14 protein-coding genes are annotated in these 15,298 nt (G+C 26.7%); 4 read left to right on the forward strand and 10 right to left on the reverse strand.

Going from position 1 to position 15,298, the window contains the following annotated elements; translation table 11 throughout:
* Position 1 precedes the first annotated feature (1 nt).
* The 3 genes from ACYQ19_RS01315 to ACYQ19_RS01325 are packed head-to-tail and all read right to left on the reverse strand — an operon-like array spanning position 2 to position 6,509.
* On the reverse strand, positions 2-1,978 hold the full coding sequence (locus tag ACYQ19_RS01315; RefSeq protein ID WP_459977584.1) for a RecB family exonuclease: 1,977 nt from the start codon (positions 1,976-1,978) through the stop codon (positions 2-4).
* Positions 1,971-4,850, reverse strand: a complete 2,880-nt coding sequence (locus ACYQ19_RS01320; protein ID WP_459977586.1) for a UvrD-helicase domain-containing protein — start codon at positions 4,848-4,850, stop codon at positions 1,971-1,973. The genes ACYQ19_RS01315 and ACYQ19_RS01320 overlap by 8 nt, the downstream gene beginning before the upstream one ends.
* 54 nt (positions 4,851-4,904) lie before the next feature.
* Positions 4,905-6,509 (reverse strand): ATP-binding protein, encoded by a 1,605-nt coding sequence (locus ACYQ19_RS01325; protein WP_459977588.1) that lies wholly within the window; start codon positions 6,507-6,509, stop codon positions 4,905-4,907.
* A gap of 118 nt (positions 6,510-6,627) precedes the next feature.
* Here ACYQ19_RS01325 and ACYQ19_RS01330 point away from each other — a divergent pair, with 118 nt between their 5' ends.
* Positions 6,628-6,951 carry a UPF0175 family protein gene (locus tag ACYQ19_RS01330; RefSeq protein ID WP_459977590.1) on the forward strand — a complete coding sequence of 108 codons (324 nt, stop codon included), beginning with the start codon at positions 6,628-6,630 and terminating at the stop codon, positions 6,949-6,951.
* Entirely contained in the window at positions 6,951-7,406 is a 456-nt protein-coding gene (locus ACYQ19_RS01335; RefSeq protein ID WP_459977592.1) for a PIN domain-containing protein, read from the forward strand. Before ACYQ19_RS01330 ends, ACYQ19_RS01335 begins: the two co-directional genes overlap by 1 nt.
* Here ACYQ19_RS01335 and ACYQ19_RS01340 read toward each other — a convergent pair.
* From ACYQ19_RS01340 to ACYQ19_RS01370, 7 genes are read right to left on the reverse strand one after another with little or no spacing between them, the layout of a single operon-like run.
* The gene (locus ACYQ19_RS01340) at positions 7,403-8,149 is read right to left on the reverse strand and encodes a hypothetical protein (RefSeq protein WP_459977594.1); all 747 of its coding nucleotides are present in this window, start codon (positions 8,147-8,149) and stop codon (positions 7,403-7,405) included. The two genes, ACYQ19_RS01335 and ACYQ19_RS01340, sit on opposite strands and share 4 nt — an antisense overlap.
* Entirely contained in the window at positions 8,146-8,736 is a 591-nt protein-coding gene (locus ACYQ19_RS01345) for a hypothetical protein (RefSeq protein ID WP_459977596.1), read from the reverse strand. Before ACYQ19_RS01345 ends, ACYQ19_RS01340 begins: the two co-directional genes overlap by 4 nt.
* 43 nt (positions 8,737-8,779) lie before the next feature.
* Positions 8,780-9,550 (reverse strand): hypothetical protein, encoded by a 771-nt coding sequence (locus tag ACYQ19_RS01350; RefSeq protein WP_459977598.1) that lies wholly within the window; start codon positions 9,548-9,550, stop codon positions 8,780-8,782.
* Positions 9,547-10,740: a PDDEXK-like family protein gene (locus ACYQ19_RS01355; RefSeq protein WP_459977600.1), complete on the reverse strand. Its 1,194-nt coding sequence runs from the start codon at positions 10,738-10,740 to the stop codon at positions 9,547-9,549. Before ACYQ19_RS01355 ends, ACYQ19_RS01350 begins: the two co-directional genes overlap by 4 nt.
* 30 nt (positions 10,741-10,770) lie before the next feature.
* Complete coding sequence (locus ACYQ19_RS01360; protein WP_459977602.1) at positions 10,771-11,469, reverse strand: PP2C family protein-serine/threonine phosphatase; 699 nt, start codon at positions 11,467-11,469, stop codon at positions 10,771-10,773.
* Positions 11,469-11,804, reverse strand: coding sequence for a hypothetical protein (locus ACYQ19_RS01365; protein WP_459977604.1), 336 nt, complete (start codon positions 11,802-11,804; stop codon positions 11,469-11,471). Before ACYQ19_RS01365 ends, ACYQ19_RS01360 begins: the two co-directional genes overlap by 1 nt.
* Before the next feature lie 8 nt (positions 11,805-11,812).
* A complete protein-coding gene (locus ACYQ19_RS01370) occupies positions 11,813-12,268 on the reverse strand; it encodes a hypothetical protein (protein WP_459977606.1) in 456 nt (151 codons plus the stop codon).
* 80 nt (positions 12,269-12,348) lie between these two features.
* Here ACYQ19_RS01370 and ACYQ19_RS01375 point away from each other — a divergent pair, with 80 nt between their 5' ends.
* Together ACYQ19_RS01375 and ACYQ19_RS01380 are read left to right on the forward strand one after the other, a co-directional pair.
* Positions 12,349-13,233 (forward strand): helix-turn-helix transcriptional regulator, encoded by an 885-nt coding sequence (locus ACYQ19_RS01375; RefSeq protein ID WP_459977608.1) that lies wholly within the window; start codon positions 12,349-12,351, stop codon positions 13,231-13,233.
* 550 nt (positions 13,234-13,783) lie between these two features.
* Positions 13,784-15,295, forward strand: coding sequence for a type IV secretory system conjugative DNA transfer family protein (locus tag ACYQ19_RS01380; protein WP_459977610.1), 1,512 nt, complete (start codon positions 13,784-13,786; stop codon positions 15,293-15,295).
* Positions 15,296-15,298: the final 3 nt, after the last annotated feature.

Consider the following 15,298-nt stretch of genomic DNA (forward strand, 5'->3'; position numbering starts at 1 on the left):
TTTACCTTTTACAAATCTTCTCATAATCACAATACTCACAATCAGGCTCATTAATATAATTAAACTCACCTTTTTTTATTTTAGCGACTGTATCAAAAATATGATTTTTAAGTGTTTTTTCATATTCCTGGTTGTAACAGATATATCCTTTTTCTTTATCACACTCTTTCATTTTTACAAATTGATTAAATCCTTTTTTAAAGGTAACTAATTTCGCGTTTACAAGTTTGTCAAATTTACGTTTTGCCCAATATGAATAAAGTCCGAGCTGAATGTCTTTTATTTTCCCTTCTTTAATTTCAAAATCGCTTTTTTTCTTGCTGTCTGACGACTTATAATCAATAATCTCAATTTCTTCATTTACGTCAAGCCTATCAATGACACCCTTAAAAAAATAATTCTCAGGATCTTTTTGTTGATGATTTTCTTCATCTATTATTTCTAAATTATTATCAAGAAAAATTTTATATTCAGCTTTCGAATTTTTTATGTTTATATCCTGAATATATTCAAGAAAATGCTTTAATATTTTTCTAAGTTCCACTTTATAAAGTTCTTCATATATGCTGCCTGTTAACTTTTTTTTAATTTTTTCATCTTCATATGCTTTTTTTATTAACACTTCTATATCGCTAATATCTTCTCTAACAGCTATTTCAAAAGCTTTATGCATTATTTCACCCTTAAGCATTATATCCATTTCTTCTATTTCTTCCTGAGGAGCTTTTAGACCTAACACATATTTAAAAAAATATTGTTTCGGGCATTTAGTATATGTGTTTATCTGTGAAACACTACATTTTTTAAGTTCATACGGCACATTTTCATATGGTTTTGAAACTTCTTCTTTTTTTGAGTTAAATTCAAACGTTTTATTCAAAGGATTTTCATTGATTAATATTGAAAGATTGCCTTTTTGATGGGTTGCTGTAATGTTTTTTGCTATTTTTTGCATTCTGTTTAAAATTGACAAAGAGGATTTATAAAGACTGTTTTTGTAAAAAATTTTTTCATAATCTTTAACATAAAAGATGTTTTTATCCCTGCTTGGCGGGAAACTTTCAATATTTGCACCCACTAAAAAAAGATGTTTGATATTTTTATATAAATAAATCTGATTGGTTTCGGTTATTTCAATTCCGTTTTTTACCAAAAATCTCTCGTTTAAAATATTTTTTTCAATATCTTTTATATTTACGTTAATCCCTAAATTTTGAAGTTTCTTTTGAAGGTGTTTTGCTTTTTGTTTTGCGTATACTCTTCCTTTTGAGTATCTTTTAACTTCAAGTCCTTTGGTTGAATATACCGGTATTTTATATTCATAGGCCAAAGCTTCAAATATTTTAAAATATTTATCGATATCGGTTGCAAAAATTTTTATATTTTCGATGTTTTCACCATTATCAATCAATTCTCTTATAAGCTTAAACACCTTAACCACCTCATCAAACTCATCAAAACATTCAAGAGTTTTAATTTCTGTGTTGTTATCTGGCAACGTTTCTTTTAAAACTTCACCTTTTATTTTTTCTAAAATCTTTTTTTGCAGCATGGAATCAAAAAAATGTATATGCTCGTTTTCAAACTCATCAATCTCGTGTTTTTCGTCTATGTTTTCTAATACAAATTTTTCTATATCTGCGATATCCGCTAAATTTTTTTCTTTCAAAAACTCATTATAAGCATTTAAAATTATTTTCAATTCCTCTTTTTTAATCTTTTCAAAATCAAGCTCGTCAATATCCACATCGTTTCTTTTAACTTCAATCAAAAATCCGACAATTTCATCATACTCATCTAAATAATCGAAATGCTTTAAATTTAAGTTTTTAATAATATTTTGAATAATAAAATTTGCTTCTAAAAAAGAAATTTCTCTTTTTAAGGAATGTTTTTGGTGAAATTCGTATATTAAAGAGCTTAGTGTCTTAGATTTTTTACCGAATATTCTGCCTCTGAGTTTCGAGTAACTAACCATTGTTTTCTCCTAAAAAAAGTAACACGCCTTCAATTTCTTTAAACCCATGCTTTTCAAGGGCTTTTTTATATCTTTCAAGCTGTTTTGAATAATCCCATTCTTTTCCTGTTTTAAAATCCACAACCTTACACACTCCACCAATCTCATACCACAAATCTATCCTACCAAATCCTTCCTCATCCTCAAACTCCCACTCAAACTCTTTGTATTTAGCTCTTTTTAGCTCTTTATACACTTCACTTTTTTGAAATTTTTCTATCATTTTTTTCACTTCGTCAAACTCAACCGCATATACGTCACATATCTTTCGTATTTTTTCATTACTTAAATCATCATGGTAAAGTTCTATTATTTTATGGACAGCAGTTCCTAAATTAGCCTTTTCGTTAAATGAAGGTATTTCGATGTTTTCTATAAATTCTCCTTCAAAACAATCTATTAAAATAATTTCTTCTTTTTTATCCGAATCCGAATTGATTAATTTCACTTCTTTTAATTTATCAACATCAAGCCATTTTGCGTAGCTGTTCTCAGGTGGTTTTTTTGCAGTTGAAATAACGATATTGTGTTTTGCTCTTGTAAGTGCCACGTAAAGAAGTCTTTTTTTCTCTTCATAGAATTTCAGTCTATCTATAAAATCCGAAATCCTGTAAGCAAGAGGTTTATATTCGTCAATCTTAAACCCTATTAAATACTTTTCTTTCCCGTCAATGGAATATTTCGTATCTATTACTCCGTCTTGTCTGTTCGGTTTTAAGTTTTTATGAGCTTGGGCGAGTATTATAATAGGATAATCAAGACCTTTGGTGTAATGAATAGATGAGAGCTCAACGGAGTTGGCTATTTCGCTGTCATACTTTGCTATCCTTTTATCGGCGTTAAAAAAGTTTTTTTCCAAAATTTCAAGTATCGCTCTTTCGTCATAATTGTATTTTTCCTCCAAATTGATAACTTCCTTAATCAATTCTTCAATATTGGCTTTTGCCGCATTTGGATTATCGTATCTTTTATAAGCACCGCTACTTATAAAAATTTTTCTTATAAATTTATGCAATACCTCCTCGTCAAATTTAAAAATTTCTTTTAATTTTTCTTCATTATTTAAAAGCTCTTTAATTTCCTTATCCGTTTTATTATAAATCTTTCCGTTTAAAGCACCGGTTATAAAAAATTTATCGGTGTTGATTAATTCATCTTTATTTATTATTTGTCTAACTTTCAAAACAGCCATAATATCTTTAATCTCTTCTTCATCCCAAAATTCTTCAACTCCATTGATTTTTGCGGGAATACCTAATTTTTCAAGTTCGGTTTTTAAATAGTGCATATGAGTCTTTGAATCATATATAACGCCTATTGCCTTTTCGCCTTTATCGATATATTTTTCTTTTATATGTGGATAAACATTTCCGTTTACTACCAATTGAATAAATTTTGCAATATTTTCAGCTTCAATTTGAACTTCGTTTTCATTTTTTTCCGCTTCGGTAAACAATACGGCTATTTCTCCATCTTCTTCACTGACGGCTTCAAGCGATTCATAACTTGCACAAAAATCATTATCAACAATCAAATCTTTTTTTTCAAAAAGTTTATTGAATTTCTCGTTTACAAACTCGATGATTTTTTTATCGCTTCTTCTGTTTTCACTTAAAGGCTCTATAATTTTAAGCTCATCTTTAGCTCTTTTAAATACTTCAATCTCCCCACCCTGAAATGCGTAAATAGCCTGCTTCTCATCCCCTACGATAAAGAGATTTTTTGATATTTTTTTTGCTATTTCGTATTGAATTGTATTACTGTCCTGAAATTCGTCAACCATAACGTATTTGAGTTTTATATCCTTAACTTCGAGTAATTTGTGGAGGTTTTGTATTATTTTATTAAAATCAAGTTTGTTACCTAAATTTTTATGGTAATTGTCATATACACTTTGAAGAAATTTTTTAAGATTATTTATATGAATTAAAAATTTCTGTTCGTATTCTTCGTTAACAGGTTCAATGTCTTTTCTTAATTTTTTAGTAGTTTTGTCTGCAATTTCTTTTTCGTTTTCATCAAAAAAATCTTTGCTTTTAATATTAATAGATTTAAGATATTGTAAAAATGTAATATTATTTCCGCTCGCAAGCTCATCAATATAATCCATATATTCTTGTTTTTTTAATATTTTCTTTATATTGTCTTTATGCAAGTCAATATAAAGTTTATGCAAGTCTTTTATATCTTCAAAATTATCAATACCCTCTTTAAATTTAGGGTTAAAAACATATTTTTTGCTGTAAGTGGTTATTTTATAAAGAGATAAATCTTCCAAAATATCAGCAATAAGATCTTTGTTTTCTTTTAAAGATTCATTAAAACTTTTAAAAAACAGCTCTTCTTGTTCAAGCTCGTCAATAATATCTTCGATATTAATCTTCAGGTAATCGGCATATCTTTTTATCATCATTAAAGAAAAGCCGTGAATCGTAGTGATTATCGCATCGTTTATTTGAGTGAGTCCCTCTTTTAGTCTTGATTTTATGTAATTTTTTTCATCATTACTCAACTTATCGATAAACTCAAGTTGATTTTTCTTTTTTTCTTTTTCATTTCCTTCAATTGTCGAAACTATACTTTTCATAAGAGAAAAAATTCTCTCTTTCATTTCACTTGCCGCAGCATTAGTGAAAGTCATAGTTACTATTTCATCTATTTCGGCTGCAAATTTGTCTTTTTCACTAAATTCAACTTCTGCTTTTTCATTATCTGATACAAAAAAATCATATCCCAAATATGCGTTTATATATCTTCTTGAAAGCGTATAAGTTTTACCGCTTCCAGCTCCCGCACTTATAGCAAATGATTTTTTAATAGTAAACTTATTCATCCTCTCTCCATTTTTTATTATACGAATAATTATAGCTAATAATTATTTTCAACACTAAACTTTAAACCCTAAATTCATATTTTTTTCAGATTTAAATCCAACCTCTTCTTCAATAAGATTTTTAATATCTGTTACTTTTATCTCTTTTTGATTAAGAATAGAATCAAGAAGTGCTTTTCTTGCAACATTTTCTATCTGTCCACCTGTTAACTCATAATCAATTATATCATCAATAAATTTTTCACTTTGAGGAAGTCTGCTTAACCATATACTTTTTCTGACATTTGGTGAAGGCTTTTTGTATTCGATTTTGTATAAAAATCTTCTGTTAAACGCATCGTCCATATTTTCAATCAGATTCGTAGTTGCTATAAAAATACCTTCAAACTTTTCAAGTTCTTCAAGCAAGATATTTTGCATTGCGTTATTCATTACATCCACGCTATTTGAAGTATTCATTCTTTTTCCTATAAGTGAATCCGCTTCGTTAAAGAGTAAAATAGGCTCATTCTTTAATTCTTCTTTTGCTCTTTCGTATTCTTTAAATATTGCTTTTAACCTTTTTTCACTCTCACCCACGTATTTATCTCTTATATTTGAAATATCAACCTGTAAAACATCCCTTTTTGATACTTTTGATAAGTAATAAGCCGTAGCTGTTTTACCAGTTCCCGGATATCCGTAAAAAAGTGCGACTATTCCGCTTGAGAGGTTGTATTGTTTAAGCTCTTTTGTAATATTTTTATAATTTTTCTTATCAATTGTTTTGGCTATTAAATCTATGTCTTTTTTAATATTTTCATCCAAAAATATAGTCTGGTTTATTTTTTTATAAGGTAAATATTTTACTAAAGTGGAAGTAAATTCTTTTTTTTGTTTTTTTACTTTAAAAAGTTTAAAATAAAAAGTCTTATTTACCTCCATTTCCGGATCGTTCATAAATCTTCCGTCTTCTTTTATTTCAATTATTTTATCTTTCATAATAGAAAATTCGTTTTGATAAATCTTTTGCATAAATTTTGAAATTTGAGACACAGAATCATATATATCCTCCGCTATTGTAGAAGCGTAAATTCCGCTTTTACCCTGCACTTCTTCAAGCAATACCTTAAAAAACAGTGCAAGCTCATCATTGCTGTATTTTGTTAAAAAACTGAAATCTTTTGATTTTTGACTAACAGTTCTAATAAGTTTAAAAAACTTCGTTAATGATACGGTGTCGTTGCCTCTTCTTTCAAACAGCTTATCAAAATAATCCAAAACACTGTGCAAATCGTTATAATCAATCTCATCCATCTCGTTTTTGTTTTCAAGTAGTATATTTAAAACATTCTCATCTATGTTTATATCGTCTCTGAATCTTTTTCCGTCCTGAAAAACTATCACATCTTTTTTAGCAAGATGTCTTAAAAGTTTGATAAGCTCGATATGTTCTTTTGAAGCAGCGTCGATATTGAGCGATTCCATTAAATCCTCAACATCAAGTCCTCTGAATCTTTTCCTTTCAAAAAACAATTTAAGTATTACGCTGAAAAGCACGGCTTCTTTATATTCAAGCTCAAATTCTTTTTGTAAAAAATCTATCTCTTTTATGTTTTTAGGATGTTTGTAAAAGTTTTCTATTGAAGTGATTTTATTAAGCAGTGAATGTAGTACCATTTGAGCTCCTTAATTGGATTTATAAAATTTTATACTTTTAAGTTGCCATATTATGACGTATTTGAAAATTGAATCTTTTATTTTAGAATACTTATTAATATAAGTATAAGGATAAATAATGAAAGCTATAGGAATAAGAGAACTTCAAAAAAATCCGTCATTAATAACAAAATGGCTAGAAAACAAAGAATACACAATCATCACAAAAAGAAACAAACCGATAGGAATAACCATATCGTTTGATGATAAAATCATAACCGAAGGACTTAAAACATCCTTTTTAATAGACGCATATCAAAACTCTCTTATAGGTCTTGGTGAACTTGCGAAATCTTTGAATATGAATAAAAAAGAAGCTATGAAGTTTTTATCTTCATTAGGTATCGATGTAATCGATTATGATTTTGAAGATGATTTGAAAACGGCAAAAAAGTTTTTGTAATGATAATAAGCGACAGCACAACCCTTATAATTTTAAGTGATTTAAAAAGACTTGATTTACTTACTGTTTTTGAAAAAGTTTTTATTCCACAAAAAGTTTACGAAGAAGTTATCTTTAAAAATGATATTGATTTGCCGGAATTTATAGAAATTATTGAATCTCCAGAAAACGAACTTTTAAGCAACATCAAAAGAATTTTAGATGATGGAGAAAGCGAAGCAATTACCCTTGCAGTTGAAAAAAAACTTCCTCTTATAATAGATGAGAAAAAAGGCAGGAAAATCGCCAAAAACCTCGGTATTGAAATTATCGGACTTCTCGGTATTTTATATTTTAATTACAAAAAAAGCCGCTTTTCCAAAAATGAAATTGAGGAATTTTCGAATATTGCCCTTCCAAACGGATACCGGATATCCGATAGACTTTTAAAGCAGTTTTTTGAAAGTATTGATTAGTTTAATTTCAAATGCTCACTTGTAAATCCAAAAAAATTCAAAAATTTAATTTTTTCACATTTTTCTTTAAGTTTTTGTTTTATGTTTTCAAATCTTTTTTCGTGTTCTTTACGCAAAATAAAAACCATTGCAACATTTGATGAATAAATAATTCCAATAAATGGTTTGGTTATATCTTTTAACTCATCAAAAAGTCTGAAAATTATTCCGGACATTAAAACTTTATGATCAACCATTAAAAAATGCTGATATATTATTAATGATTTTCCCATTTTCCAAAGTTCTTTAATTTCAGATAATTTAATATGTTTATTAGAATTTTCATTGTTAAATTTTATACCATTGTCCGGATCCGCAAAAACAATATTAAAATTTTGAGCTTTCTTTTTTAATTCTGCAAACCATTTTTCCCTATTTCCGTAATTGTCCAAATTTTTATTAAAAAAATCTATATTATTTGAAATCATTTTTTTATTTTGTTCAATTATTTTTAAATTTTTATCTTTATGATGTTGTATTAAAAACTCAAAAAGCTCTTTATTGCATACACTTATATTTTTATTTTTTTCAAATTCAATATTTTCTTTTTCTAAATATTTTCTTTTATTGCCATCCTTAATTTTTTTGTCATCATTAGTTAAATACCAGGCTACTAAAAGTTTATCATTACCATTTTCCATAAACCAATTTAATAATGTGTATTTTTTAAAATCATGAATGTCCCCAAAATATTGATTTTTCATTTTTCCTCCTTTATTTTTATTTCTTTACCATTAATAAACATTATCGCTTTTGAAGGATTAAATTCATCCATTTGATTTATCACATTACCGTCTTTATCGATTACCAAATATTTATTAAACCTATCGCTTTTATAGATGTAGTTTTGAATATTACCCCAAAGTTTCAATTTCCCGTTGTTTTCTTTATAATGTTTTTTTACATAATTTCTAATATATGCCAGTTCCTCTTCTTTATTTTCAAAACTCGTCCTGTCAATTGAAATATTTCTAAGTCCTTCCATAAACGCCAAAACAAATATCGGCTGAGAAATTCTTTTAAAATTTGTATTCACAAATAAATGTCCGGATTTTCTGCTTAATTTTTCTCTTATTTTTTCAAAAATTTTCATATCCTTATCATCTCCGCACAATTCAATAACTTTTTTCAAAAACAACTCACTGCCTAATACAAAATCATATTTGAAATTAGTTTTTAAAAACGCTTCGATTCCGTTTTTCTCCAAAAATTCAAGTTTTTCCAGACACGGTTTTAATTTGTTATAGCCGAGTTTTTTACATAGAGATTTTTTATCTTTAAAACTAATCATAGGAAGCCTTTGAAGTTTTAAATAATTATAAAAGATTGAAGAGCTATATTGTGTCGTATTTTAAGATATTAAATTCAACCAAATCTTTATCGAGTTCAAACTGTTTGATAATTCTATATTTTAATAAATCGCTTTTTAAAATATTCTCGTTTGCGTTAATAATATAACTTCCGGTTTGTTCGTTATAAACAACTTCACCTCTTGGAAGTTCATAATATTCAAAACAATCAAACAGATAATTTTCATTTTTTAATTTTTCCCATGATTTTTTAAAGAAAGAATTTATTTTATAAATATCATTTATTTTTACCGCTTTTTCAATCTCTTCTTTTATTTCATAAACTTTATTATCATAAATCCAAAAATGCCTCACAAACTTTTGCATATACTCCCATAAAATTCGTTTTCTCCCTTTTATTTCATAAATTTCCGTTTCTTCGTAACTGTTTTCAACTATTCCGTTTTTTACTTCCAAAATAAGGACTTTTCTTTTTCTTTGTGGGAAAATATGAGGCTCTTTTGAAATAAAAAGTTTCAAATCTTCATTTACCCAATCTGCAAATAATTTATTTTGGATAACTTCTTTTGTAATATCTCTGCTTTCATTTATCAAATAAATTTTACATAAATAAAGTTTATTGTTTTTTACCTTCCACACGAAATCCCTTGCAACCCAAGGCGCAGAACAGGAACCTTTCTTTACTTGATTATATTTTTTTATTATTTCATCATTTACAGGATTGTTAAACATCCTGTAAATTTTGTTTTGATATTTTATACTCGCCCAAGTAGTTTCGTTATCTGGAAAGCTCATTTTTCCAACTTTTGTAATATATTATCTTTTAAGTCAATTAATTCTTGAGATAAATTTTTTACTATACGGTTAAATCTATCTTTATCAAAAATTTCAAATGATAAATTTTCATTTGGATAAAGTCTTAATTGAGTTTTACAATAATTCCAATATGTTTTTTCTTCATAAGGTTTATAATCATTCAATTTTATATTTTCAGCAAAATACCACTTTTCAATATTTTTAACTCTATTTTCATAAATTAAACCAACAATTATTTTATTACTACCAAAATATTTTTTAAATAAAATTTGTCTAAAACTTTTATTCTTAATATTATCCGCAATTTTTTTTACATCCTTACATAATTCTAAATTTCCATTATAAACCAAAATATTTTCAAATTCTTCATCATTAAATTCCCAACCTTTAAAAGAGCTTTCTAATTCATTTATTAAACTTAACCAAAACTTTGCTTCTCTTTCATACCAAACATCAGGATAGTTTCTGACAATTTCATCTGCAGCTTTTACACTTTCAACATCTTTTCCGATTATTTCTTTCACTTCTTTCTCCTTTTGAGTGTTTTTATTTGTCAGTTTTTCAAGCAACAATTTATATTGATAAAGCCCTTCTCTGATAATTGGAACATCACTCACTTCTTTTATACACTCATTTAACCAGTTATAAATTTCGTCTTCAAAAGATAATAGAAATACATCTTCATCAATTTTTAAATCTTGTAAACTTTTATCATCTGGCAAGTGTCTATCCAATGTAAGATAATATAATTTAAATTCTTTTTTATTTTTGTTCTTTAGGAACTCAAAATAATCTTTTAATTGTTTATTTCCATCATTCGCATAAACTTTTGCTTCAATTCCGATTATAAAATCCTCATCTTCAATTAAAACATCAATTCTTCTGTTGTTATCAATTACATATTCCGCATAACTTTTGAGATTAGTTAATTTCAATTTTTTTAATCCAATTGTTTCTAAAAATAATCTTAAGAATTTATCTTTTTGATTATGACTCCCATCTGGTGAAAGCAACTCTGCAATTAATTGAGTATGAAAAGTTTCAAGATGTCCTATATTTCCTGCTTCAAAAACATTAAAATTTCTACCTGTAATTTTGTTTATTTCATCATATTTTTTGTAAATTGTTTCTACTTGTTTTAATAATGATTCAATTTTTATTTTTTCCATAATATCCCCCTTTGCATTTTTATATACTTTTTATACCTCAATCCCAATAAATGAAAAATTATCTATCTTTTCATCTAAACAGCTTTTGAAAATGATTTCATATTTGTTTTTTTTACTAAAAACATCGGATAAATCCACACTTTCATATACCCCGTCCGTGCATACAAAAAACACATCGTTTTTTTGAACTTTTATTATTTTTGTTTCAAGTAAAAAATCACTTTTTTCCACAATATCACAGACAAAATACCCTTCAAGCATATTGTAAATGGATGAAAGGTTTTCTCTTCCTTCAAAAAAGCAGTTTTTAACATTATGATCTTTTGTTAGTAAGGTTAATTTATTATCTCTAAACAAATAAACCCTGCTGTCGCCTAAATGAAATATTTTCGCATAATCTTCAAAAAAATACACACCGGCTAACGTTGAAGCCACTCCGGTTAGTTCCCGATTATGTAGTCTTAAAATTTCAAGTTCTTCCTGAATTGAGTAAAATCTGAAATTATTTATATTTTTATTTTTCAATAACTCTAAAACTTTACATGAAATTATTCCGCTGTCTTTATGAATACTCAAACCGTCGGCAACAGCAAATAAGTTTTTATCTATATTTTCACTTTTCACTTCATTGAACGAAACATTACAAAATATTTTATCTCCGATTAAAACAGAATCCTGATTTGAAGAGAACTTTTCATTTCCTATATTGGTCGTGTAAAATACTTTCATTATTTCAATCCACCCCATAAATAGCTGTAAAATTTATCGCTTTGAAGTTTTCTTACTTTTGTTTTGTCAATATTTAGTAATTTAAACATTTTATTCAAAATATTAAAATAATCTTCATTCATATTGCCAAAATAAAACATTTTATTTCTCATTCCCATTGCTCCCCAGACACCGGGAAAAGGATAAATATACGAAATTTCTTTGTTAAAAGGTTTCAATATTTGAATTTTAAATAACTCTTTATGAAAAAAATGAGTCGCCTTTCCTTCATTATAAAACAATAATAATTCATAATTTTCATTTTCATAAACAAATGTTATTCTTGCTCTTTTCATTGAAACTCTTAAATATATCCTTCATCTAAAAACACTTCACTTACATTCAAAATTGCATCAAAAACAAACACCCTTATATCATAAGAAAATATTTCATTTTTCTTTATTTCAATCATGTCAGAATATTTGGTTAAATTTTTATCTTTTGTATAGTTAGCCATTTTTCTTAAAACCGATTTGTCTTTATCAATAAACACTTTTAGCGCTCTTAAACTTTGATTTTTTAATTCTACTACTATTCCGATAAAACCACTTTTTTTTATTTTTGTATTTTTCATATACAACCAAAGGATTTCGTTTTCAATGAAAGAAGTGTTGTATAATTCAACATAATTGATAAATCTTTTTATAATTTTAAAAATCATAGTTTGAGTTTTATTTTCTATTGATTTATTAATATTGATGGTTATTTTCCAGTTTTTATATTTTTTTGTAATTACCATATTTGAAGATAAAGTTTTCATTTATTTTCCTTTTTAGAAATTATATAATTCACCATATTCATATTGTGTCGTTTTTGATACAATTATCAAAAAGGCTTTAAATGAAAGCAAAAGAATACACCAAGACCCTCTCAATACTGCTTGATTTGATAAACAGGTTTTATGCGGGTGAGAGTTTAAGCACTGCGGATATTGAAAATATATATGGAATTTCAAAACGCTCCGCCCAAAGATATATAAATTATCTCAAAGACGCAGGCTTTAACATAAAAAGCAAAAACCGAAAATATTATCTTGAAAATATAATTGACGAAGAAAAAGAAATGATATTTGAAGCAATAGAATCCCTTGCTAAAAACGCTGGAATTGAAAAAGAACTTTTGCCACTACTTAAACAACTCAAACTGATAAGCGAAGAAAACGTCTTTTATTCAAAACTCGACATTGAAAAAATAGAGCCTTTTACTTTCAGAAAAATAGAAGAAGCCATAAAAAATAAAAAAATTCTTAAAATCAAATACTTAATGGATAGAGAAATTTACGATTTTGAAATAAAACCCCTTAAAATTTCAAACTTTGAAGGATATTGGTATGTAAATGCCTTAAATCATGAAAACAAATATAGAACCTACCACATCAAAAGTATCAAACATCTTGTAATTACGGATGAATCTTTTGAAGTTGAAAAAGATATCCTAAAAAATCTCGATAAAGCCGTAAACATCTGGTATGATCCAACCACAAAGCCATTTAGAGTGGAACTATTCGCCGATGAATACGCCACGAAATATCTTGAAAGAATACCTATTTCAAAAACACAAAAAATCATTAAAAACTCTGACGGAACTTCAACAATTTACCTGGAAATAACTCATGAAAATGAAATTATCCGTAAACTTCTAATGTGGATACCAAATCTTAAAGTTATCAGTCCTAAATGGTTGAAAGAGGAAGTAGATAAACATATAACAAACTATATCAATTAATTTAATTAATTTTTTCAACATAATACTTCTAAAAAACTTTTTTTAAGCTTTCTTAAATAAATAATATATTTGGAAAAAAGATTTAAAAAAAAATTTATTTTTCTATTCTTAAACAGAATTTTGTCGTTAATTCCTTTTTTATTTTTTTCATTTCTATAACATGACAAAATTTAAAACAAGAATAAAAAATAAATAAAATGAGAATAATACAAGAAATAAATCAATTACTTAAGTTATTAAAAAAATATTAAAATTAAAAATGCAAAATTAAGAGCTGAAACTATAGAAAAAAATACATGCTATGATTAATATAATTAAAACTTTTGATGTAATTCCTATCTATAAAACTAAAAATTTGAAACTATTTTTTGAAATTTTCACATAACAAAAAAATAAATGAGTATAAAATGGATAAAAATCAGCAAGAATCATTGGAAATAATAAAAAAATTAATATAAAGTAAAAAATGATTAAAAAATCAAAAAAAGTAAATCCAAATTTTTCATAAAACTTTGTATTTTTTTTATGAATGTTTTTAACTCATAAAAATATGTTAATCTTGATTATTTATATTTTAATTATTCATTCATTAAAGGGAAATATTTTTCCCCCTCCTTGGCTTATAATTCAAACGAAAAAAACTAAGGAGGGGAAAATGATCGGTTTCATAAAAGAAGAAAAAAGTAAAACTAATGCACAAAAATACATAAATCTGCCTTGCGACTTTACACACATTTTGATACTCGGTGAAACAGGAAGTGGAAAAACCACAGGAGTAATTAATCCGATTTTACATGAAAGAATAAAACTTGAACACGGAATAATCCTTTACGACTTTAAAGGACACTATCACAAAACTGTCAAATATTTCGCAAAAAAAGAAAGAAGATTAAAAGACGTAGTAGTTATAGGTCCTAAGTGGGGAGAAAATACGAATCTCCTTTCATATTTTAATGAAAACTCTTTAAACGCTTTTTTACACGTACTCATAAAACATAGCGAACAAAATAAATTTTGGGAAGATGCCGCCATAAATCTCGCAACCGGAATAATCAACATTATTGAAGTAATCGGAAACAAATTACAATACGATAAATCACTTCGAACATTGTTAAAATTGGCTTCATCAAAAAGTGAAATTAAAAATCTATTAAAACAAAGCGAACAACACCTGATTGATTATATGCAAAAAAACATAGAAAACTTACAAACAAATCCTTTAATAACCGACAAACTCTTTCAACTAAAAAAAGGCATAGAACAAATAAAATTCGTTATAGGAGACAATTTAAAAATTGAAACCGGAGAAAGAACCACGCTTGATTCGATAATACCTTCTCTTACCGCACCATTAAGTAATATAGCTACAAAAGAGTTCTTAAATAAAGGGGAGTTTGATATTCTTGATGAAGCAAACAAAGGCAAAATTATTTGTATAGACGTAAGTTCTTTTAGCGAAAACGAAATAGCCGCTCTTAATTTAGCCGTATTCGCAAACGTTAAAAAAAGATTCATTATTGAAAAAAGACCTGTATCAATATTTATAGACGAAGCACAAAAAATTTTAAACGAAAAATTCGAACTTCCCGTAGACATATTAAGAGAAAGTCAAATAGACGTAATTTTAGCCACTCAAAGTATAAGCAACATCAAAAAAGCAATAGGACACATTCAAACCGAAACACTGTTAGCAAATCTGACAACAAAAGTTTATTTAAAAGGAATAGACAAACCCGAACTCTCAAAAGGCGAATATATGATCAACGACAAAAAAGGAAAATTGAAAAATTTATTCGTAAATAACAATGAGCTTGAGGAAATCGAAGAAGAGTATCAAAAGAAAATAGTCAAAATATACAAAAAATTGGGAGTGTTATTAAAAAAAGGACAGTATTTAATTAATTCCGATGATGAAAATTATCTGTTTTATTACGATTACTTTACCAAATCATACGGAAAAACCGAAATAAAAAAAGTAGACCCTAAAAAAATTGAAGAATTATATAAATATGTTGAAAATATACAAGATGAAAAAAAAGAACAACCGAAAATTTCATTTTAAAGG

The sequence above is a fragment of the Nautilia lithotrophica genome, assembly GCF_054656815.1.

Excerpts from the sequence above, each read along its gene's own strand:
- ACYQ19_RS01315 (WP_459977584.1), bottom strand. The coding sequence starts at position 1,978 with ATGGTTAGTTACTCGAAACTCAGAGGCAGAATATTCGGTAAAAAATCT.
- ACYQ19_RS01320 (WP_459977586.1), bottom strand. The coding sequence starts at position 4,850 with ATGAATAAGTTTACTATTAAAAAATCATTTGCTATAAGTGCGGGAGCT.
- ACYQ19_RS01325 (WP_459977588.1), bottom strand. The coding sequence starts at position 6,509 with ATGGTACTACATTCACTGCTTAATAAAATCACTTCAATAGAAAACTTT.
- ACYQ19_RS01330 (WP_459977590.1), top strand. The coding sequence starts at position 6,628 with ATGAAAGCTATAGGAATAAGAGAACTTCAAAAAAATCCGTCATTAATA.
- ACYQ19_RS01335 (WP_459977592.1), top strand. The coding sequence starts at position 6,951 with ATGATAATAAGCGACAGCACAACCCTTATAATTTTAAGTGATTTAAAA.
- ACYQ19_RS01340 (WP_459977594.1), bottom strand. The coding sequence starts at position 8,149 with ATGAAAAATCAATATTTTGGGGACATTCATGATTTTAAAAAATACACA.
- ACYQ19_RS01345 (WP_459977596.1), bottom strand. The coding sequence starts at position 8,736 with ATGATTAGTTTTAAAGATAAAAAATCTCTATGTAAAAAACTCGGCTAT.
- ACYQ19_RS01350 (WP_459977598.1), bottom strand. The coding sequence starts at position 9,550 with ATGAGCTTTCCAGATAACGAAACTACTTGGGCGAGTATAAAATATCAA.
- ACYQ19_RS01355 (WP_459977600.1), bottom strand. The coding sequence starts at position 10,740 with ATGGAAAAAATAAAAATTGAATCATTATTAAAACAAGTAGAAACAATT.
- ACYQ19_RS01360 (WP_459977602.1), bottom strand. The coding sequence starts at position 11,469 with ATGAAAGTATTTTACACGACCAATATAGGAAATGAAAAGTTCTCTTCA.
- ACYQ19_RS01365 (WP_459977604.1), bottom strand. The coding sequence starts at position 11,804 with ATGAAAAGAGCAAGAATAACATTTGTTTATGAAAATGAAAATTATGAA.
- ACYQ19_RS01370 (WP_459977606.1), bottom strand. The coding sequence starts at position 12,268 with ATGAAAACTTTATCTTCAAATATGGTAATTACAAAAAAATATAAAAAC.
- ACYQ19_RS01375 (WP_459977608.1), top strand. The coding sequence starts at position 12,349 with ATGAAAGCAAAAGAATACACCAAGACCCTCTCAATACTGCTTGATTTG.
- ACYQ19_RS01380 (WP_459977610.1), top strand. The coding sequence starts at position 13,784 with ATGTTAATCTTGATTATTTATATTTTAATTATTCATTCATTAAAGGGA.